Raw genomic sequence first — 19,338 nt, forward strand, 5'->3', positions numbered from 1 at the left:
AGCACCATCTCAAGCCCGCCCGGCACCAAACCAAGCCCACTCCAACGCCAAACCAAGCCCACCCCAGCGCCAAATCAAGCCCGCCCGGCGATTGAGGGCAAAACGGGCCCCGGGCAACGCCCCGCGGCCCCCACACCCCCGCCCACCCCTACCGCACCGCCAAAATCCCCCGCACCACCGCCCCCACCCCCGCCTCCACCTTGCTCCGCGGGCACCCCGTGTTCAGGCGGAGGAACCCCGGCGCCCCGTACACCGCCCCCGGCATCACCGCGACCTTCTCCCGCTCTATCAGCACCCGCTGCAACGCCTCGTCGTCCACACCCAGCGGACGCAGGTCCAGCCACGCCAGGTAGCCCGCCTGCGGCGGCTCCCACGCCAGCTCCGGAAACGCCCCGTTCAGCCGCTCCGCGACCAGCGCCAGGTTCCCCGCGACGTACTCCCGGACCGCGTCCAGCCAAGGCGCGCCCTCCCGGTACGCCGCGACGTGCGCGGTCAGCGACAGCACCGCCGGCGAGGCGAGCCCCTCAGCCGTCTCCATCCGGCGCAGGAATTCCGCCCGGTCCGCCGGATCGCCGATGATCCCGTACGAACCGGTCAGCGCCGGGAAGTTGAACGACTTCGAACCGGAGCTGATCAACGCCCAGCGCCCGTCACCGCCGACCCGCGTCCACGGCACGTGCCGGAACCCGTCGTGCACGAAGTCCGCGTGGATCTCGTCGCTGATCACCGCGACCCCGTGACGCCGGGCGAGCGAGGCCATCTCCCGCAGCTCGGGCTCCGTCCACACCCGCCCCGTCGGGTTGTGCGGGGAGCACAGCACGAGCACCTTCGCGTCGGCCCGCGCCAGCTCCCGCTCCAGCGCCCCCGTATCCCCCACCGGCACCCCCCGCAGCTCGCGTCCGAGCCCGGTGACCGCCTTCCGGAAGCCGTCGTACGTGGGGGTGTGGACGACCACACCCTCCCCCTCCGCCGTCCACATCTGCAGCAGCTGCGAGAGCTGGCTGAGCACGGACGGCCCGTAGACCAGCCGCCCGGTGTCGATCTCGGTGCCGTACCGGGTCGCGAACCAGTGCGCGACCGCCGACCGGAAGTCGTCCTGCTGCCAGGTCGTGTAGCCGAGCACCCCGTGGTCGAGCCGGGCCCTGAGCGCGGTCAGGACCTCGGGAGCGGTCTCGAAGTCCATGTCGGAGATGGTGAACGGCAGCAGCCCGTCCACGCCGAACCGGTCGGCGACCCCGTCCCACTGGACGCACCAGGTACCCCGGCGGTCGATGACGGTGTCGAAGTCGTAGCGCGCGGGCGTACTCACAGCGGATTCCTCAGGGATCGGTCGGACACGGAACGGGCCCGGCACCCCTGAAGGGGGACCGGGCCCAGGACGTCCGTGCGGAAGTGCCTACTTCAGCTTGGTGCCCGTGGAACGCAGGTCGACACAGGCCTGCGTGACGCGCGCGGCCATGCCCGCCTCGGCGGACTTGCCCCAACTGCGCGGGTCGTAGAACTTCTTGTTGCCGACCTCGCCGTCGACCTTCAGCACACCGTCGTAGTTGCGGAACATGTGGTCCACGATCGGGCGGGTGAAGGCGTACTGGGTGTCGGTGTCGAGGTTCATCTTCACGACGCCGTTCTCCAGCGCGGTGGCGATCTCCTCGGCCGTGGAGCCGGAGCCGCCGTGGAAGACGAAGTCGAACGGGGACGCCTGGCCGTACTTGGCGGCGACACCCTCCTGGAGGTCCTTGAGGAGCTCGGGACGCAGGACGACGTTGCCCGGCTTGTAGACGCCGTGGACGTTGCCGAAGGACGCGGCCAGCAGGTAGCGGCCCTTCTCGCCCAGGCCGAGCGCCTCGGCCGTACGCAGCGCGTCGTCGACGGTCGTGTACAGCTCGTCGTTGATCTCGTGCGTGACGCCGTCCTCCTCGCCACCGGTCGGGGTGATCTCGACCTCAAGGATGATCTTGGCGGCGGCGGCCTTGGCGAGCAGCTCCTGGCCGATGGCCAGGTTGTCGGCGAGGGTCTCGGCCGAACCGTCCCACATGTGGGACTGGAACAGCGGGTTCAGACCCTTGGCGACGCGCTCGGCGGAGACGTCGAGGAGCGGGCGGACGTACGCGTCCAGCTTGTCCTTGGGGCAGTGGTCCGTGTGCAGGGCCACGGTGACGTCGTACTTGGCGGCGACGATGTGCGCGAACTCGGCCAGGGCTACGGCGCCCGTCACCATGTCCTTGTTGTGCTGGCCGCCCAGGAATTCGGCACCACCGGTGGAGATCTGGACGATGCCGTCGCTCTCCGCCTCCGCGAAGCCGCGCAGTGCAGCGTGCAGGGTCTGGGTCGACGTCACATTGATGGCCGGGTAGGCGAACTTGCCTGCCTTCGCCCGGTCGAGCATCTCGGCGTAGACCTCGGGGGTTGCGATGGGCATCTGTCCGCTCCTTGGGATGTGCGGGTGTGCAGTGCTGGTCCCTGACCTGGGGGCGACGTCATCGTCGCCCCCATCTTCCCAGACTCTCGCTCCGGCTCCACCCTGCCCATCCGTCGGGATGCGTGGCGGCAGACGCGAGGGGCGGCCGGTTTCACGTGAAACCGACCGCCCCTCGGAGAACTCGCAGGTCAGGACAGGTCGAGGTCCGCGACCCCGTACACGTTCACATACGGCAGTCCGGCCTCGGCGATCGCCGGGGCGGCGCCGCGCTCCACGATCACGGCCACGGCCACGACCTCGCCGCCCGCCTCACGCACCGCCTCGACCGCGGTCAGCGGGGAACCGCCCGTGGTCGACGTGTCCTCGACGACGAGGCAACGACGGCCCTTGACATCCGTCCCCTCGATCCGGCGCTGCATCCCGTGGGCCTTCTGCGCCTTGCGGACGACGAACGCGTCCAGGCTCTTCCCACGCGCCGCGGAGGCGTGCAGCATCGACGTGGCGACCGGGTCGGCGCCCAGCGTCAGACCACCGACGCAGTCGTAGTCCAGCTCGGCGGTGGCGTCGAGCATCACCTGGCCGACCAGCGGCGCGGCGGTGCCGTCCAGCGTGATCCGGCGCAGGTCGATGTACCAGTCGGCTTCCAGACCCGAGGAGAGGGTCACCTTGCCGTGCACCACGGCCTTGTCCTTGATCTGCTGGAGCAGCTCAGCACGTACGTCAGTCATGTCCACGAGGGTAAGCGCTGCCGCCACCGCGCCGGTGCCGCCGGTCAGAGGCGCACCCAGTTCCACGTCGTGGTGATCTCCAGCGGCTCGATCGGGGTGACCAGCCGGGGCGCGGTGTTCAGGCCGTTCGGCGGGCCCGACTGGGGCTCCACACAGACCGCCTCCGCCTGCTCGTCGTAGATCACGACCCACTCGTCCCGGCTCTTCACCGTCAGTTCCAGCCGCTCGGGCCAGGTGAGCTTCACGTCGACGCCCTCGGGCATCCCGAAGCAGTCGTCCCAGGGGCCCGGGAGGGGGTCGATCCGGCGGCCGGTCGGCAGGTGGTCGTCACCGCGCTCCTCCTGCCAGGCGGCTTCGAAGTCGATCCGTACGTCCTGGCCCCCGGTGTTGCGCAGGAACCAGGGGTGCCACCCGGCCTGCGCCGGGAACGAGTTCCCGTACGTCTCGACGCCGAGACGGAGCGTCAGCGAGTCCTCGGTCAGTTCGAAGGACTGCGTCACCCGGCCCTCGTACGGCCACGGCTCGGCCAGGTCGTAGAAGAAGGCCGCCTCCGCGCCGTCCTGCCGGGCGAGCTGCCAGGCGGTGTCGCGGCCGGTGCCGTGGATGGCGTGCGGCGGGGAGTTCAGCGGCAGCCGGTGCAGCTCGCCGCCGTTGCGGAACTGGCCGTTCCCGGTACGGCCGCACCACGGCACCATCGGGAAGCAGCCGTACCGCTCTCCCTGGCGCAGCAGTTCGGTGCCTCCGATCCGCAGGCTGCCGATACGGCAGCCATGGACGGGGTCGACGGTCAACTCGGCGTCGCCGGCGGTCAGCCGGACGTTCTTCGCGACTCTGCTCACCCCACGACCCTACTGGCGCGGGGACCCGGTCACCTCCGGCGCCGCAGGGCTCGGCCCACCACCACGGCCGATGCGATCGCCAGGGCCGCGGCCGGAGCCGCCCAGCGCAGCGCGATGCCGGCGGCGCCCGCCTCGGGGGAGGGCACGGGTGCGTACCGGCCGCGCGGCGGGGCGTGGTCGACCTCTTCCGTGCTGCGGCCGATCATCGTGCGGCGGGCGTGCGCGGCCTCCGCGGGCGGAACGTCCGGCACGGTGAACTCCAGCTCCGTGGCCGGGTCGAGCGACGGCGGCGGCACGGGGGCGTCGAACGCGGACTCCTTGCCTACGGCCGGCGCGTCGTCCGAGGCGGGACCGGGTGCCGGACCGGGAGCAGCGTCCGGCGTGGGACCGGGGGCAGGCTCGGCGGCGGCATCGGGCGCCGACCCGGAAGCCGGCTCCTCCCCGTCCCGCTCCGCCAGTGACTCCGTCACCAGCTGTTGTGTGAAGCGGTCCAGCAGCCGGTGTGCCGCGGCGAGCGCCGCCGCCTCGTCCAGCTCCACGATGCGGCCGTCACCGGTCGCCGACCCGGTGTACGCGATCGTCGTCCCGCCGTCCGTCTCCGTGAGCCCGACGGTCAGGGCCATCTTCACCGCCCCCGTGCCCCGGGCCTCCACGCCCTCACCGGTGACGGAGAACGCGTCACCGCCACGGCCGTCGAGCGTCAGCGCACCGCGGTACGTGATCGTGTGGCCGTCGACGCGGACCTTCAGCCGGCCGGCCAGCGGTCCCGCCGACGCGTCGGCGTCCTGCTGGAGTCCGGGTACACAGCGTGCGACACGCACGGGATCACCCAGCGTCCGACGAAGGGACGCGACCGGAACCGGAACGAACACCTCATGCTCCATACCTCCCGAGCCTACTCAGCCCCGGCCGTCCCGTCAGCGCTTCCACACCCCGTGCTCCGTGGGGACCGCACCGCCCCGGCGTGCTCACGGTTCCTCGCGGTACCGCGGGTGCACCAGCGTCGAGGGCGGCACCCCACGCGGCCGTACGCGCTCGGCCGAACGTCCGGCCGCCAGGAGTTCGCGCGCCCCCAGCGACCGCAGTGCCGGCGCCCGGGGGGCGATACCGAGCTGTCCCACGGTGTGCGGGGCACCCAGCACGAACCCCCAGTCGTGCGGCGCCTGTGACGCGTCCGTGGCGCGGTCCGGACCCGCGGCGAAGCCCGTGAGACGGCCCTCCACGCGGTACGGGCGGGTGCCCAGGCCGCCCGCCCTCATCGACGCCTCCACCGTCCAGAACGTCTCCGGTCTGCTGCCCAGCGGCCCGGCGTGCACCACGATCCGCCCGCCCGGCCCCAGGACCTCCGTGACCAGTCCGTAGAACTCCGCCGAGTAGAGCTTGGTGCTGGCCGTGATCCCGGGATCGGGCAGGTCCGCGACCACCACGTCGTAGCGGCCACGGGCGGTCCGCAGCCAGGTGAACGCGTCCCCGGAGACCGCCGTCATGCGCGGATCGTCGTACGCGTGCCCGTTCAGCGCGGAGAGCGCCGGATCCGTGCGGGCCAACCGGGTGACGGCCGGATCGAGCTCGACCACCACGACGGACTCGACGTCCGGATACCGCAGAACCTCGCGGGCGGCCAGCCCGTCACCTCCGCCCAGGATCAGCACCCGCGCACGGCGTCCCTCCATCGCGGGATGCACCAACGCCTCGTGGTAGCGGAACTCGTCGCGGGAGCTGACCCGCAGCCGCCCGTCCAGGTAGAGGTCGAGGGAGCCCCGCCCCCCTCCCGTGAGGACGACCTCCTGCACCTCGGTCTGCACGGCCACCCGCACCTGGTCCCCGTACACCGCGCGCCGCGCCGCCCGCTCGAAGTCGTCGACCAGGACCGTGGCCGTGGCCAGCAGGGCGATCACCGTGACGTTGACGGCGATCAGGAGCAGGCGCGACCGGGGGGCGAGGTCCCGCCGGAACACCCACAGCACCAGCGCGCCGCCCGCCGCCGCGTTGACCGCCCCGGTGAGCAGCGCCCCGGTGAGCTGGCCCATCATCGGCAGCAGCAGGAACGGGAAGGCGAGCCCGCCGACCAGCGCGCCCACGTAGTCGGCGGCGAAGAGGTCCGCGACGGCCCCGCCCGCGTCCTGCCGGTCGACGCGCTGGATCAGCGTCATCAGCAGCGGGATCTCCGCACCGATCAGGATCCCGATCGCGAGCGAGAACCCGACCAGTGCGTGGCGCGACTCGCCGAGCCAGGCGAACGACGCGTACAGGACGAGCGCCGAGGTTCCGCCGACCAGCGCGAGGGCCGCCTCGATGAGGCCGAACCCGACAGCGGCACGGCTGCGTAAACGTTTCGCGAGAAGCGACCCGAGGCCCATCGCGAACACCATCACGGAGAGCACGACGGAGGCCAGCGTGACCGAGTCGCCGATCAGGTACGAGGCGAGCGCCACCAGTTCGAGCTCGTACACCAGGCCGCACGCGGCACAGATGAAGACCACGGCCAGCACGAGGAACCGGCCGGTCCTCGGCCGTACGGGAAGCCGCGCCGCGCCCCCTCGCAGCGACACCTGCTGGTCGATCATGATGGGAACGCTACGTCACGAAGAGGTCGCCGCTTGTCACCCACAAGGGTGTAAGTAGGGTGCTCCGGACACCTGTCGGACGCACGCCGGACGCACTGCGGCCACGCTTCGTGCCGCGCGCGGGTGGCTCTCCCCGCTCACGGAACCGGTGCGGCCACCCGCACACCCACCCGTGTCCGGGTCACCACCAACTGCCCCTCCTGCGGGTACGCGTGCCAGGTGCGCCAGCGCACCTGGCCCTCCGCCTGCTGGGCCAGCATCGCGGTGAAGGCGTACGGGCTGCCGGGGAACGTCCCGGCAAGTCCGTGCGGATGGTCGGCCACCAGTGCGAGGAGTTCCTGCGCGCGCCCCCCGAACGAGCCCTCGGAGAGCGTCTCGACGCGGGCGGCGAACTCGTACTCCCAGTCACCGAGGCGCTTGGCGACTCCGAGGGGCAGTGGCGTACTGCTGCCGGGGATACAGGCGACGGTCTCGGAGCACGTACCGCGCTCCTCTTCCAGAAGAACCTGGTGGGAGGCACCGAGGAGCCTCATCTGCAGCTTGGCGCCGCCCAGTTGGAGGTCGAGCACGGCGAGGGCGGGCAGGGGCTCCCGCCCCAGCGCCCAGGCCAGATCGGCGGCACGGGTATCGGAATAGGCGGTCTTGAGGGTCGTGAGCATGGGTCGGCTCCGCAAACACACATGGACACCTGGACAGGGGGCGCCCCGGCGCGATGCGCCTGGGGGAGGGAGACGCCCGATCCGGCCCAACTCGGGTCCGAGGGCTGAATGTTCTCTAGAGGGAGGGAATCATGAACTACGCCGCACCCACAGCGTTTCTACCCAACTTGACGTGGTTTCCATCCCCTCGGGGGCAGCACGGTTCATCTGTTCCCTGTGCGGCCCAACAAAAAGGTGTCCGGCGGGAGTTCGGCCCGTCGGACACCTCACGGGCGCAGGGCCCCCCTCCGCCGGCACGACCGGCGTGCGTACCGCCGGTCGCCACCGTCAGTCGCCACCGTCAGTTGCCACCACCGCCACAGCCACCGCCGCCACCGCAGGACGAGCCGCTGCTGCTGCCGCACGAGTGGCCCCCGCTGTCACCGGCCCACCAGCTGCCGCCGTCGGAACCGGAGCCGCCGCTGTCCGAGCCCCGCCGCCCGCCGCGCCCCTTGCGTCCCCCCAGCGGGCTCTTCCTGCGCCCCCGTCCCGACATCAGGACCGCCACCCCCGTGCACACGAGCACGATGAACACGATGAAGATGAACAGCTCCACCGACCTCACATCCTTCTCTTCCCCCGAAGCGAGGTCCCCGCTTCTTTCGTGACCGGGGGATTCCCGCGCCGCGCGGGGGCCAAAGCAGACTTGAGCAACTCCAGAGCTTCGGCACAGGATGGCGCCCATGACACACGGACGACCGCTGCTCAACCGCCGCCTCGCCGAGTTCGGTACGACGATCTTCGCGGAGATGTCGGCGCTGGCCGTACGGACCGGATCGATCAACCTCGGCCAGGGCTTCCCCGACACCGACGGCCCCGAGGAGGTCCGCGAGGCCGCGGTCCGGGCTTTGCGCGCCGGCCACGGCAACCAGTACCCGCCGGGCCCGGGCGTACCCGAACTGCGCACCGCGATCACGGAGCACCAGCAGCGGCGCTACGGCCTGACGTACGACCCCGACACCGAGGTCCTGGTCACCACGGGCGCCACGGAGGCCGTCGCGGCCGCCCTGCTGGCCCTCCTGGAGCCCGGCGACGAGGTCGTCGCCCTGGAGCCGTACTACGACTCGTACGCCGCCTGCATCGCCATGGCGGGCGGCACCCGGGTCCCCGTCACGCTCCACCCGCACGAGGGCGCGTACCGGCTCGACCTCGACGAGCTCCGCGCCGCTGTCACCCCTCGCACCCGGCTGATCCTCCTGAACACCCCGCACAACCCCACCGGCACCGTGCTGACCCGTGAGGAACTGGCCGCCGTCGCCGAACTCGCGTGCGAGCGCGACCTCCTCGTCGTCACCGACGAGGTCTACGAGCACCTGGTCTTCGAGGGCGAGCACATCCCGCTCGCCTCCTTCCCCGGCATGCGCGAGCGCACGGTCACCATCAGCAGCGCCGGCAAGACCTTCTCGTTCACGGGCTGGAAGATCGGCTGGATCACCGCGAGCCCGGAGCTGGTCACCGCGGTCCGCTCCGCCAAGCAGTTCCTGACGTACGTCTCCGGAGGGCCCCTCCAGTACGCGGTCGCCGAGGCGCTGCGCCTGCCCGACAGCTACTTCGACGAGCTGCGCGCGGACCTGCGCGCCAAGCGGGACCTGCTGAGCGCCGGCCTCGCCGAGGCCGGCTTCGGGGTCTACAGGCCCGCCGGGACGTACTTCGTCACCACCGACATCCGCCCGCTGGGCGGCGAGCGGGACGGCCTCGCGTTCTGCCGGGCGCTGCCCGAGCGGTGCGGGGTGGTCGCCATCCCGAACGCGGTGTTCTACGACCACCGCGACCAGGGAGCGCCCTTCGTGCGCTTCGCGTTCTGCAAGCGCACGGAGGTGCTGACCGAGGCGGTCGGCCGGCTGAAGGGCCTCGCGGTGCGCTGAGGCCGTCCTGGACGCGCGAAAGCCCGGCCAGGACGGTGGTCGCGATGACCGCCGTCCCGGGGCCGGGCCGCCGTTCCGTGGGCCGGATCAGGCCTCGGGGGAGGTCTCCGTGGGCTCGTCGCCCCCGGCCTTCTCCTCGGTCGCCAGGCCCAGGCGCTCCACGAGCCACTTGTCGAACTCGATGGAGGCGCGCACCCAGCTGACCGTCGAGGAGACGAAGTGCTCCAGGCTGACGCCGGTGCCGATGAGCATCTGCGCCTCACCGATCAGCCGGACGGAGGCGGCAGCGCCCTCCTCGCCCTCGTGGGCGTGCGTGTAGACCTTGGGCCACAGGGTGCGGCGGTTCCAGTCGTCGATCGCGTCGAGGAGCACGGCGCGCTGGTCCACGGCGTGCGGGCGGTCGTAGAACGTACGCACCGAGAAGACCTGCTGGTCCTCCTCGCCGCGGAACATGAAGTACGTGCGGAACTCTTCCCACGGCGCGGCGAGGTCACCCTCGTCGTCGACGACGTACTTCAGCTCCATCTGCTCGAGAAGCTGCTTGACGAGGTCCTGGTCAGGGACAACGGGCCCCTCGGGTCCTGCCGCCTGCGGCTCGGGCTGGCCCCCGAAGTTGGGAATCGAGGACGGGTCGATAGACATCGCTGGGTACTCCTGTGGATCGCTCGTGGTTTCCTGCCATCGACCCTAGCCGCGATCGGCGGCCAGTAGTCCTACGCCCTCAGGGGAATCGTCCCGGCACCCGTCTGCCTGGCCCGCGCCCAGGAAACCGCGGCCATGATCGCGCAGAGCGTTCCGACGAGCCCCGCACCGCCGATCGTCAGGGCCGAGGACCCGGACAGCTGGGCGGCGAGACCGCCCGCCGCGACTCCGATCCCCTGCATGGCGGTCAGTCCCGACCGGGCGAGTCCCAGCGCCTGACCGCGCTGGTCGGCCGGGGTGAGCAGCACGAAGGTGGCTCCGGCGGTGATCTGGTAGGCCGAGCAGATGCCCGACACCAGGAGCACCAGCAGGGCGACTCCCACCCCGGGGCCCGCCCAGTAGACGAGCAGCGGAACGTTCGCCCCCACCGCCAGCGGCCCGAGCAGCCGACGGCGCCGCTCGTCGCCGACGGAGGCCCGCCCCAGGATCGCGGCGCCCAGGACCATGCCCGCGGGGTGCGCGGCGAGCAGGAGCCCCACCGAGGCGGCGCTCGCGCCGACCTCCTCCGCGAAGGGGGCGGCGAGACCCTCGGGCAGCACGATGAACCCCGCCAGCCAGCCGAGCGCGACCAGCGAACGCAGCCGGGGGTCCGCCCAGATCAGTGCCGCAGCGCTCTTGATCTGGGTGTGCATCCGCTTCGGCCGCGCGTCGGCGCTCGTGTCCACGGGACGCGCCTTCACGCCCAGGCGGATCAGGACGGCGGAGATCAGGAACGTCGCGGCGTTCAGTCCCAGGGAGACGTGACTGCCGAGCCATACGACGAGGACGCCGCCGAGTGCGAAGCCGACCAGCTGTCCGGCCTGGTGCGTGATCATGATGACCCGCTGCCCGCGCTCGTACAGGCGCTCACCCAGTACGGCCGGCATCAGGGCCCCCTGCGAGGCGCCGAACGGGGCCTCGGCGAGCTGCGCGAGCACCAGCAGTCCGGCCAGCAGCGGCAACGGTGTACCGGGCAGAGCCATCAGCCCGACGAGGACGGCACGCACCAGGTCGCAGCCGATCATGACCGTGCGGCGGGGGAAACGGTCCGCCAGCCCGGTCAGGAGCACCCCGGACAGCAGGGCGGGCAGGCTCGTCAGGGCGTAGGTCGCCGCGGTCCAGCCGGCCGACTCGGTGCGTTCGAAGACCAGCAGCGACAGCGCCACCCGCGCCAGCTGGTCCCCCAGGACCGACTGCGCGAAAGCGGCCCACAGAGTACGAAATTCGCTGAGGCGAATTAGGCTGTCGCTTTTGCAATCATTCGACTCCGCGCTTATCTCGCCAGGTTTACGTTCCGTCATGCGCGTACCTTACCGGCTGACGAATTCCCCCAGACCTCACTCGTGGAACAGTAATGGCGGTCCGGAGTGTCCTGATATTGCGCGGAAACCTCGGTACCCGCATCACAGTTGATCCACTGCGGTCGAGGGTGACGATATGTACCGTCCAGATACAAATAACAACGCACAGACCGCCCGGCATCTGCCATTCAGCCATGGAATGTAAATTTTCGGCTCAATTTCGCGGGCGGTCCCGTGGAGACGGATCGAATGATCTCGCAGTCGATGGATGCCTGATGCATCCATCAATGCGCCGACTTCCGGCACACGTGTGCCCCCGGCCGGGACCGTCTCGGTCCCGGCCGGGGGCACGTCGACGGCCTACAGGGTCTTGACGGGGGACTCCGTCCCGACGACGAGACCGTCCCCGCCTCGGTCCACCCGGACCGTGTCGCCGTCCTTGACCTCGCCCGCGAGGATCTCCTTCGCGAGCCGGTCGCCGATCGCCGTCTGGATGAGCCGGCGCAGCGGCCGGGCGCCGTACGCCGGGTCGTTGCCCTCCTCGGCCAGCCAGGCCAGGGCCTCGGGGGTCACGTCGAGGGTGATCCGCCGGTCGGCCAGCCGGTCGGCCAGCCGGCCCACCTGGAGGCCGGCGATGTGGGCGAGCTCGCCGCCGGACAGGGCGGAGAAGACGACCAGGTCGTCGAGCCGGTTGAGGAACTCCGGCTTGAACGACGTCCGTACGGTCTTCAGCACCTGCTCCTTCTTGACCTCGGGCTCGACGAGGGGGTCGACCAGGAACTGGCTGCCCAGGTTCGACGTGAGGATCAGGATGGTGTTGCGGAAGTCCACCGTCCGGCCCTGCCCGTCGGTGAGCCGGCCGTCGTCGAGCACCTGGAGCAGGACGTCGAAGACCTCGGGGTGGGCCTTCTCGACCTCGTCCAGCAGGACGACGCTGTACGGGCGGCGGCGGACCGCCTCCGTGAGCTGGCCGCCCTCCTCGTAGCCGACGTAGCCGGGCGGCGCACCGACGAGGCGGGCGACGCTGTGCTTCTCGCCGTACTCGCTCATGTCGATGCGGACCATGGCCCGCTCGTCGTCGAACAGGAAGTCCGCGAGGGCCTTGGCCAGCTCGGTCTTGCCGACACCGGTCGGGCCGAGGAAGAGGAACGAGCCGGTGGGGCGGTCGGGGTCGGCGATCCCGGCACGGGTGCGGCGCACCGCGTCGGACACGGCTCGTACGGCCTCGGACTGGCCGATCAGGCGCCTGCCCAGCTCGGACTCCATGCGCAGGAGCTTCTGGGTCTCGCCCTCCAGGAGGCGTCCGGCCGGGATGCCGGTCCACGCGCCGACGACGTCGGCGATGTCGTCCGGGCCGACCTCCTCCTTGACCATGGTGTCCCCGGCGGCCTCCTGCTCGGCCTCGGCCGCTTCGGCCAGCTCGCGTTCCAGGCCCGGGATCTCCCCGTACAGCAGCTTGGACGCGGTGTCGAAGTCCCCGTCACGCTGGGCTCGTTCGGCCTGACCGCGCAGCTCGTCGAGGCGCTCCTTGAGCTCGCCTACGCGGTTGAGGCCCTGCTTCTCCTTCTCCCAGCGGGCGGTGAGGCCGCGCAGCTCCTCCTCCTTGTCGGCGAGGTCGCGGCGGATCTTCTCCAGGCGCTGCTTGGAGCCCTCGTCCGTCTCGTTCCTGAGGGCCAGCTCCTCCATGTGCAGCCGGTCGACGGCGCGCTGGAGCTCGTCGATCTCCAGGGGGGAGGAGTCGATCTCCATACGCAGCCGGGAGGCCGCCTCGTCGACCAGGTCGATGGCCTTGTCGGGGAGGAAGCGGGAGGTGATGTAGCGGTCGGAGAGGGTCGCGGCGGCCACCAGCGAGGAGTCGGCGATCTGGACCTTGTGGTGGGCCTCGTAGCGGCCCTTGAGTCCGCGCAGGATCGCGATGGTGTCCTCGACGGACGGTTCGGCGACCAGGACCTGCTGGAAGCGGCGCTCCAGCGCGGGATCCTTCTCGATGCGCTCGCGGTACTCGTCCAGGGTGGTGGCGCCGACCATGCGGAGCTCACCGCGGGCGAGCATCGGCTTGAGCATGTTGCCCGCGTCCATCGCGGAGTCGCCGCCGGCGCCCGCGCCGACGACCGTGTGCAGCTCGTCGATGAAGGTGATGATCTGGCCGCCGCTCTCCTTGATCTCGGAGAGGACGGTCTTGAGGCGCTCCTCGAACTCACCGCGGTACTTGGCGCCCGCGACCATCGCGCCGAGGTCCAGGGAGACGAGCCGCTTGTTCCTCAGGGACTCCGGGACGTCACCCTTGACGATGCGCTGGGCGAGCCCTTCGACGACGGCCGTCTTGCCGACGCCGGGCTCACCGATGAGCACGGGATTGTTCTTCGTACGGCGTGACAGCACCTGGACGACGCGGCGGATCTCCTGGTCGCGGCCGATCACCGGGTCCAGCTTGCCCTCGCGCGCGGCGGCCGTGAAGTCGGTGCCGAACTTCTCCAGGGCCTTGTACTGGCCCTCGGGGTCGGGAGTGGTCACCCGGCGCCCTCCCCTGCTCTTCTCGAATGCGTCCAGCAGCTTTTTCGCGCCGGCTCCCTGCCCGTCGAGGATCTCACCGGCACGGCCGCCCTTCGCCGCGAGGGCGATCAGCAGGTGCTCGGTGGAGAGGTAGTCGTCGCCGAGCTCCTTCGCACGCTGTGCGGCGTCGGAGACGACGGCGAGCAGCTCACGGTCGGGCTGGGGCGGCGCGACGGTCGATCCGGTGACGCTGGGCAGCGTGCCGAGGAGCCGTTCGGTCCCGGCGCGCACGGCCGCCTGGTCGGCGTCGACCGCGGCCAGCAGGTCGACGATGTTGGCGTTGTCCTCGCCCTCGAGCAGTGCGAGCAGCAGATGCCCGGGGGTCAGATCGGGGTGTCCGTCCTTGACGGCCCTGCTGGTGGCCGCGTTGAGGGCGTCCCGGCTCCTGTTGGTCAGCTCGGCGTCCACGGGCTCTGTCTCCTCCTCGTGCTGGTGCTTCACGGAACTATGACTCGAACAACGGGTACAAAGTTGAGTCTATTCCACTCAAGCCTGAACAGGCACCTCCGCACACGCGGAGCGAGTCCCCTCTCTAGGCTGATCCCATGCCTGACGTACGCGACCCCGGCCCCGAGTACCTCGCCTTCTGGCGGGAGCGCCATGTGTGCACCCTGACCACGCTCCGCCCGGACGGCACTCCGCACGTGGTGCCGGTCGGCGTGACGTACGACCCGGAGACCCGGCTCGCCCGCGTCATCACCAGCGGCGGGAGCAGGAAGGTCGCCCACGTCCTGGCGGCCGGTCCGGAGGGCGCACGGGTCGCGGTGTGCCAGATGCAGGGGCGCCGCTGGGCGACCCTGGAGGGCCGCGCGGTCGTACGGACGGAGGCGGAACAGGTGGCGGACGCGGTACGCCGCTACGCGGAGCGGTACGAACGCACTCCGGCGCACAACCCCGAAAGGGTCGTCATCGAGATCGCCGTGGACCGGGCGCTCGGCAGGGGCTGACCCGCGTCCGGGCAGCACAACGGCGCCATCGTGTTCAGGTCACGATGGCGCCGCTGTGTGGGGGAAGTGCCTGAACGATCTGGAACGACGGGGGAACCGTTCAGGCACTGCGGGGGGTGGCGGAGATGGCTTCTTGTTCGAACAGCTCGTGGTCCCGCTGATCGAGATTGACGAAAATCATGCCGTACCGGACAGCGCAGCGGACCGGCTGCGGGGCCCCGCGGGGCCGGCGAAGACAGCGATAGGCGCGGACGTCGTCGTCCGTCTCCATCACGACGACTATCGGCTCCCCGAACAGGGTGACCATCAACGAATCGCCCTGGCGGGTCAGTGCCGTGAGCAGATCGATGAAGTGCCACCCTGACCTGTAGGCCGTGGCCATCTCCCGCCGGAAGGTTCGGTCGTCCGGAGGGGTGGTCATGCGACCGTGCTGGTCGGAGCGGACCAGCCGATGTCACCGGCCTGCTTGTTCCAGCCGATGTCACCGGACTGCGTGTTCCAACCGATGTCACCCGACTGTGCGCGCCAGCCGATGTCGTCGAGCGGAGCGGCCCAGCCGATGTCACCCGTGACGCCGGCGGGCGCGTTCCAGCCGATGTCACCCGACGCAGCGGCTTCACTGCTCCAGCCGATGTCACCTCCGCCCAACCCCAGCCCCAGGGCCGCGACGAACGAGGCGGCAAGCACCGAGCGAAGCATTCGCTTATACATAGTCGGCTTCGTCCTCACTTGTGGATTCTTCTCCCCCGCACTTAAGACGATGTCTCACCAGGGCACTCGAACACCACTGAGTCGATGCATCATGTTCCTGTATGTTCAGGAACCTGGGGGGTGGAGATATGACCACAAGTAGCACAAAGCCGACACATCCTCACGGGATCACCGAACTGTGCGAGGCCGGGGGGCTCCTTTACGCCAGCGCACTGCGTCTCGGCCGTATCGCTCGCGCCGAAGTGGTTCCGGCGCCGTGCCTGATGGAGTTCGCGCTCCTGCATCCCGATCCGGACGACGCCGAGTGGCTCCGTCCCGTTCCGCCTTCGGCCGCGCTCGCACAGCATCTCCACCCCATCGAGCGCGAGATCCAGGAGCGCCGACGGCACTCGGTGGAACTGACCGAGTGCTTCGAACCGTTCATGGACATCAGTGCCCAGGGACCTCCGACCACGCACGCCATCACCGTGCTGGAGGGGGAGACCCGGATCAACGCCGCGCTCGACCTCGCCACGGCAGAGTGCCGCACCGAGGTCCTCACGGTCCAGCCCGGCGGCGGCAGGAGCGAGGACCGTCTGGGCAAATCGCTCGAACGCGGCCTGTCCGTGGTGCACCGGGGCGTGAGCATCCGCACCCTGTACCAGCACACCGTGCGCCACAGCCCCAGCACGCTCGCATATGCCGAACGCATCGCGAGTAATCACGTGGAGATCAGGACGCTCGAAGAACTCATCGAACGGCTTATCATCTTCGATCGCACGGTCGCATTCATACCCGCCCAGGATGACCGCCAAGTCGCCCTGGAACTTCGCCATCCGGGCCTGGTCGAATATCTCGCCAAGGTATTCGAGCAGCTCTGGACACGCGCCGAGCCACTTCTGGAAGAAGTGAAATACACACCGACGCCCCTGGGAATCAGCGGCGTTCAGCGCTCCATTGCACAACTCCTCGTGGACGGTCATGTCGACGACTCCATCGCCCGGCGTCTCGGCATGAATGTCCGGACCTGCCGAGCCCATGTGGCGAAGATCGCCGCAGCTCTCGGAAGCAACAGTCGCGCCCAACTCGGCTATCTGATCGCCCGGTCGGGAATCCTGGACCAGGACACCTGACCGCCCCCGGGCGAGGCGCTCGACCGGTACGACCAGCCTCCCCCCGCGGCTAGGCTTCCGCCACCGTCATCTTGTTGCAGTGCAGAAAGCGGGGGGTCCCAAATCGTCACCGATGAGGCAGAACAGTCTCATTCGCACGGGAACCGAGAGCTCTGCGAACCGGCCGTACGCCTCTACGAGGAGGCGCTGCGTGCGGGACGTATCCCTCGCACCCGGCTGGCCGCCGCCCCGTGCCTGCTCGACATGGCCCTCGTCCATCCCGACCCGGCGGACGACACCTATGTGTCTCCCGTCCCGCCGTCGGCCGCGCTGGCCCATCTGCTGCAGCCCATCACCCGCGAGATAGACGAGCGGATACGGCTGAGCGCCGCCCTCGCCGGGGCGCTGGCCCCCCTGGCGACGGTAGCCAGCGAGGATCCCAATCTCGCCATCACCGTGCTGGAGGGACGGCCGCTGATCATCGCGGCCCTCCAGGAGGCGTCCGCGCGGGCCAGGCACGAGGTGCTGACCGCGCAGCCGGGCGGCAACCGCCTGGAGCACCACATGCAGCAGGCCCTGCGCAACGGCCGTACCGCGATCGCGGGAGGCGCCCGGCTCCGGCACCTGTACCAGCACCCCGCGCGCTACAGCCCGCGGCTCAGGGACTACCTGGGGCAGATGCCGAGCGGCCGGCTCCAGGTAAGGACCATCGAGCAGACCGTCGACCGCCTCATCATCTTCGACCGCACGGTGGCGTACGTGCCCGCCGCGCCCGGTGACGAGGTCGCCCTGGAGGTCCGGCACCCGGCGCTGGTCCGCTACCTCACCCGGGTCTACGAGGTCCTCTGGGCCCAGGCCACGCCCTACAGCGAGCACCTGCCCTCCGCCACCCCCGGAGCCCCTGTCACGAGCGTCCAGCAGAGCATCGCCCGGCTCCTGGTCGAGGGCCACGTCGACGACGTGGTCGCCCGCGAGCTCGGGATCAGCGTCCGCACCTGCCGCTCGCACATCTCCAAGCTGATGCAGACGCTCGACGCGCACAGCCGCACCCAGCTGGGGGCGCTCATCGTCCGGTCGGGGATCGCGGAACCGGACGGCACACCGCCCCGCCGGGCGGCCACCCCGGGGCTGGAACCCTGACGAACGGCCCCTCGGGACCGGGCAACCGTCCCGCGCACCTGCCCGGACACGGAAGAAGGCAGGATCCCCGCGAACGGTGATCCCGCCTTCCCGGAAGAGCTCAGTCCGTCGGCCTCTTGGGCCGCCAGACGACCAGGGCACTGGTCTGCTGCACGTCCTGGTACGGCACCAGGTCCCGCCGGTAGGAGGCGTGCACCTGGGCTTCGCGCTGCTGCATGGCCACGGCCGCGCCGTCCACCGCCGCCGAGAGCTCGGCGACACGCTGCTGGAGCGCGGCGACCTGGTTCTCCAGCTCGATGATGCGCTTGATGCCCGCCAGGTTGATGCCCTCGTCCTGCGACAACTGCTGCACCGTGCGGAGCAGTTCGATGTCGCGGGCCGAGTAGCGCCTGCCGCGCCCGGCCGTGCGGTCGGGCGAGACCAGGCCGAGGCGGTCGTACTGGCGCAGTGTCTGCGGGTGCAGGCCGGAGAGCTGGGCCGCGATCGAGATCACGTACACCGGTGATTCATCGGTCAGCTGGTACGGATTGCGTCGACGGCCGTCCATCTCAAGCTCCCTTCGCAGCCTGGAACAGCTCCGCCCGCGGGTCCTCCCCCGCGGTCGCCTTCCGGTAGGCCTCCAGCGCTTCCTGGGCATCCGCGCCGAGTTCCTGGGGCACGGCGACCTCGACGGTCACGAGGAGGTCGCCCCGGGTGCCGTCCTTGCGTACGGCGCCCTTTCCGCGAGCCCGCATCGTACGCCCGTTGGGGGTGCCGGCCGGGAGTTTCAGGGTGACCGGGGGTCCGCCGAGCGTGGGGACCTTCACCTCGCCGCCGAGCGCCGCCTCCGTGAAGGTGACGGGCACGGTGACCGTGAGGTTGTCGCCCTTGCGGCCGAACACCGGGTGGGCGTCGACGTGGACGACGACGTACAGGTCGCCGGCGGGACCGCCGCGCTCGCCCGGGCTGCCCTTGCCGCGCAGCCGGATCCGCTGACCGTCCAGCACCCCTGCGGGGATCCGGACCTGCATCGTGCGGGCCGACTTCGCCCGGCCGCTGCCCTTGCAGACCTCGCAGGGGTCCTGGGCGATCAGGCCCCGGCCCTTGCAGTCCACGCACGGGTCGGTGAGCGAGAACCCGCCGCCGCTGCCGCGCGACACCTGACCGGTGCCGACGCAGGTCGGGCAGACCCTCGGGGTGCCGTTCTTGTCGCCGGTGCCCGAACATGCCTTGCAGGGCGCCTGGCTGGACATCCGCAGCGGGACGGTGGCGCCGTCGACCGCCTCGGTGAAGCTGAGCGTGACCTCGGACTCGATGTCCTGTCCGCGGCGCGGCTGGACACGGGTGCCCGTACCGCCCCGGTTGAACAGTCCTCCGAAGACGTCGCCCAGGCCGCCGCCACCGGCGCCGAAGCCACCGGCTCCGCCGCCCTGGCCGCCACCCGGGGCACCGCCGAAGAGGTCGCCCAGGTCGAAGTTGAAGTTGCCGCCCGCACCGCCGGGACCCGCCCGGAAGCCTCCGTTGCCGAAGAGGGCGCGCGCCTCGTCGTACTCCTTGCGCTTCTTGGGGTCACCGAGGATGTCGTTCGCCTCGGAGATCTCCTTGAAGCGCTCCTCCGCCTTCGCGTCGCCCTTGTTTGCGTCCGGGTGGTACTCGCGTGCGAGCTTCCGGTACGCCTTCTTGACCTCGGCGTCGGTGGCGTCCTTGGGGACGCCGAGGACCTTGTAGTAGTCCTTCTCGACGAAGTCCTTCGTGCTCATCGACGTCCCTCCTTCCGGACGACAGGCCGTGCGGCCGGCCCTGTGGCCCGCCGCACCCC

The 19,338-nt window shown here is 70.6% G+C and carries 19 protein-coding genes; 4 read left to right on the top strand and 15 right to left on the bottom strand.

Features of this window, described 5'->3' with window-relative positions:
* Positions 1–148: 148 nt before the first annotated feature.
* The 8 genes from ACFWVP_RS32290 to ACFWVP_RS32325 form a co-directional block, all read right to left on the bottom strand.
* Complete coding sequence (locus ACFWVP_RS32290; protein WP_384501537.1) at positions 149–1,309, bottom strand: MalY/PatB family protein; 1,161 nt, start codon at positions 1,307–1,309, stop codon at positions 149–151.
* A gap of 87 nt (positions 1,310–1,396) precedes the next feature.
* Complete coding sequence (fbaA, locus tag ACFWVP_RS32295; RefSeq protein WP_384501538.1) at positions 1,397–2,419, bottom strand: class II fructose-bisphosphate aldolase; 1,023 nt, start codon at positions 2,417–2,419, stop codon at positions 1,397–1,399.
* A gap of 188 nt (positions 2,420–2,607) precedes the next feature.
* Entirely contained in the window at positions 2,608–3,147 is a 540-nt protein-coding gene (gene pyrE / locus ACFWVP_RS32300; RefSeq protein ID WP_384501539.1) for an orotate phosphoribosyltransferase, read from the bottom strand.
* Positions 3,148–3,191: 44 nt separating this feature from the next.
* Positions 3,192–3,986 carry an aldose 1-epimerase gene (locus ACFWVP_RS32305; protein WP_384501540.1) on the bottom strand — a complete coding sequence of 265 codons (795 nt, stop codon included), beginning with the start codon at positions 3,984–3,986 and terminating at the stop codon, positions 3,192–3,194.
* Between the two features lie 29 nt (positions 3,987–4,015).
* A complete protein-coding gene (locus tag ACFWVP_RS32310) occupies positions 4,016–4,870 on the bottom strand; it encodes an SRPBCC domain-containing protein (RefSeq protein WP_384501541.1) in 855 nt (284 codons plus the stop codon).
* 84 nt (positions 4,871–4,954) lie between these two features.
* Positions 4,955–6,553, bottom strand: a complete 1,599-nt coding sequence (locus tag ACFWVP_RS32315; protein ID WP_384501542.1) for a polyamine aminopropyltransferase — start codon at positions 6,551–6,553, stop codon at positions 4,955–4,957.
* A gap of 137 nt (positions 6,554–6,690) precedes the next feature.
* Positions 6,691–7,212: a DUF2617 family protein gene (locus ACFWVP_RS32320; RefSeq protein WP_384501543.1), complete on the bottom strand. Its 522-nt coding sequence runs from the start codon at positions 7,210–7,212 to the stop codon at positions 6,691–6,693.
* A 340-nt stretch (positions 7,213–7,552) separates the two neighbouring features.
* A complete protein-coding gene (locus ACFWVP_RS32325) occupies positions 7,553–7,807 on the bottom strand; it encodes a hypothetical protein (RefSeq protein ID WP_384501544.1) in 255 nt (84 codons plus the stop codon).
* A 127-nt stretch (positions 7,808–7,934) separates the two neighbouring features.
* Here ACFWVP_RS32325 and ACFWVP_RS32330 point away from each other — a divergent pair, with 127 nt between their 5' ends.
* Positions 7,935–9,116 carry a pyridoxal phosphate-dependent aminotransferase gene (locus ACFWVP_RS32330; RefSeq protein ID WP_384501545.1) on the top strand — a complete coding sequence of 394 codons (1,182 nt, stop codon included), beginning with the start codon at positions 7,935–7,937 and terminating at the stop codon, positions 9,114–9,116.
* A gap of 87 nt (positions 9,117–9,203) precedes the next feature.
* Here the strand turns inward: ACFWVP_RS32330 and ACFWVP_RS32335 are convergent, their stop codons facing one another.
* The 3 genes from ACFWVP_RS32335 to clpB all read right to left on the bottom strand — a co-directional run bounded on the left by ACFWVP_RS32335 (position 9,204) and on the right by clpB (position 14,059).
* Positions 9,204–9,758 (bottom strand): YbjN domain-containing protein, encoded by a 555-nt coding sequence (locus ACFWVP_RS32335; protein WP_384501546.1) that lies wholly within the window; start codon positions 9,756–9,758, stop codon positions 9,204–9,206.
* A gap of 71 nt (positions 9,759–9,829) precedes the next feature.
* Positions 9,830–11,098 (bottom strand): MFS transporter, encoded by a 1,269-nt coding sequence (locus ACFWVP_RS32340; protein ID WP_384501547.1) that lies wholly within the window; start codon positions 11,096–11,098, stop codon positions 9,830–9,832.
* Between the two features lie 360 nt (positions 11,099–11,458).
* Complete coding sequence (clpB, locus tag ACFWVP_RS32345) at positions 11,459–14,059, bottom strand: ATP-dependent chaperone ClpB (RefSeq protein WP_384501555.1); 2,601 nt, start codon at positions 14,057–14,059, stop codon at positions 11,459–11,461.
* 137 nt (positions 14,060–14,196) lie between these two features.
* On the opposite strand from clpB, the gene ACFWVP_RS32350 reads away from it, so the two are divergent.
* Positions 14,197–14,598: a pyridoxamine 5'-phosphate oxidase family protein gene (locus tag ACFWVP_RS32350; RefSeq protein ID WP_384501548.1), complete on the top strand. Its 402-nt coding sequence runs from the start codon at positions 14,197–14,199 to the stop codon at positions 14,596–14,598.
* 100 nt (positions 14,599–14,698) lie between these two features.
* On the opposite strand, the gene ACFWVP_RS32355 is transcribed toward ACFWVP_RS32350, so the two are convergent.
* Together ACFWVP_RS32355 and ACFWVP_RS32360 are read right to left on the bottom strand one after the other, a co-directional pair.
* Positions 14,699–15,019: a (2Fe-2S)-binding protein gene (locus ACFWVP_RS32355; protein ID WP_361899603.1), complete on the bottom strand. Its 321-nt coding sequence runs from the start codon at positions 15,017–15,019 to the stop codon at positions 14,699–14,701.
* The gene (locus ACFWVP_RS32360) at positions 15,016–15,285 is read right to left on the bottom strand and encodes a 5'-nucleotidase (RefSeq protein ID WP_384501549.1); all 270 of its coding nucleotides are present in this window, start codon (positions 15,283–15,285) and stop codon (positions 15,016–15,018) included. The genes ACFWVP_RS32355 and ACFWVP_RS32360 overlap by 4 nt, the downstream gene beginning before the upstream one ends.
* Positions 15,286–15,437: 152 nt before the next feature.
* Here ACFWVP_RS32360 and ACFWVP_RS32365 point away from each other — a divergent pair, with 152 nt between their 5' ends.
* Both ACFWVP_RS32365 and ACFWVP_RS32370 read left to right on the top strand, forming a co-directional pair.
* Complete coding sequence (locus tag ACFWVP_RS32365; protein WP_384501550.1) at positions 15,438–16,421, top strand: helix-turn-helix transcriptional regulator; 984 nt, start codon at positions 15,438–15,440, stop codon at positions 16,419–16,421.
* A 243-nt stretch (positions 16,422–16,664) separates the two neighbouring features.
* Positions 16,665–17,540 (top strand): response regulator transcription factor, encoded by an 876-nt coding sequence (locus ACFWVP_RS32370; protein ID WP_384501551.1) that lies wholly within the window; start codon positions 16,665–16,667, stop codon positions 17,538–17,540.
* Positions 17,541–17,640: 100 nt separating this feature from the next.
* Here the strand turns inward: ACFWVP_RS32370 and ACFWVP_RS32375 are convergent, their stop codons facing one another.
* Together ACFWVP_RS32375 and dnaJ are read right to left on the bottom strand one after the other, a co-directional pair.
* On the bottom strand, positions 17,641–18,087 hold the full coding sequence (locus ACFWVP_RS32375; protein ID WP_056793306.1) for a heat shock protein transcriptional repressor HspR: 447 nt from the start codon (positions 18,085–18,087) through the stop codon (positions 17,641–17,643).
* Between the two features lies 1 nt (position 18,088).
* Complete coding sequence (gene dnaJ / locus ACFWVP_RS32380; RefSeq protein ID WP_384501552.1) at positions 18,089–19,279, bottom strand: molecular chaperone DnaJ; 1,191 nt, start codon at positions 19,277–19,279, stop codon at positions 18,089–18,091.
* Positions 19,280–19,338 lie beyond the last annotated feature (59 nt).

It is taken from the genome of Streptomyces sp. NPDC058637 (assembly GCF_042717325.1).
GTDB lineage: Bacteria > Actinomycetota > Actinomycetes > Streptomycetales > Streptomycetaceae > Streptomyces.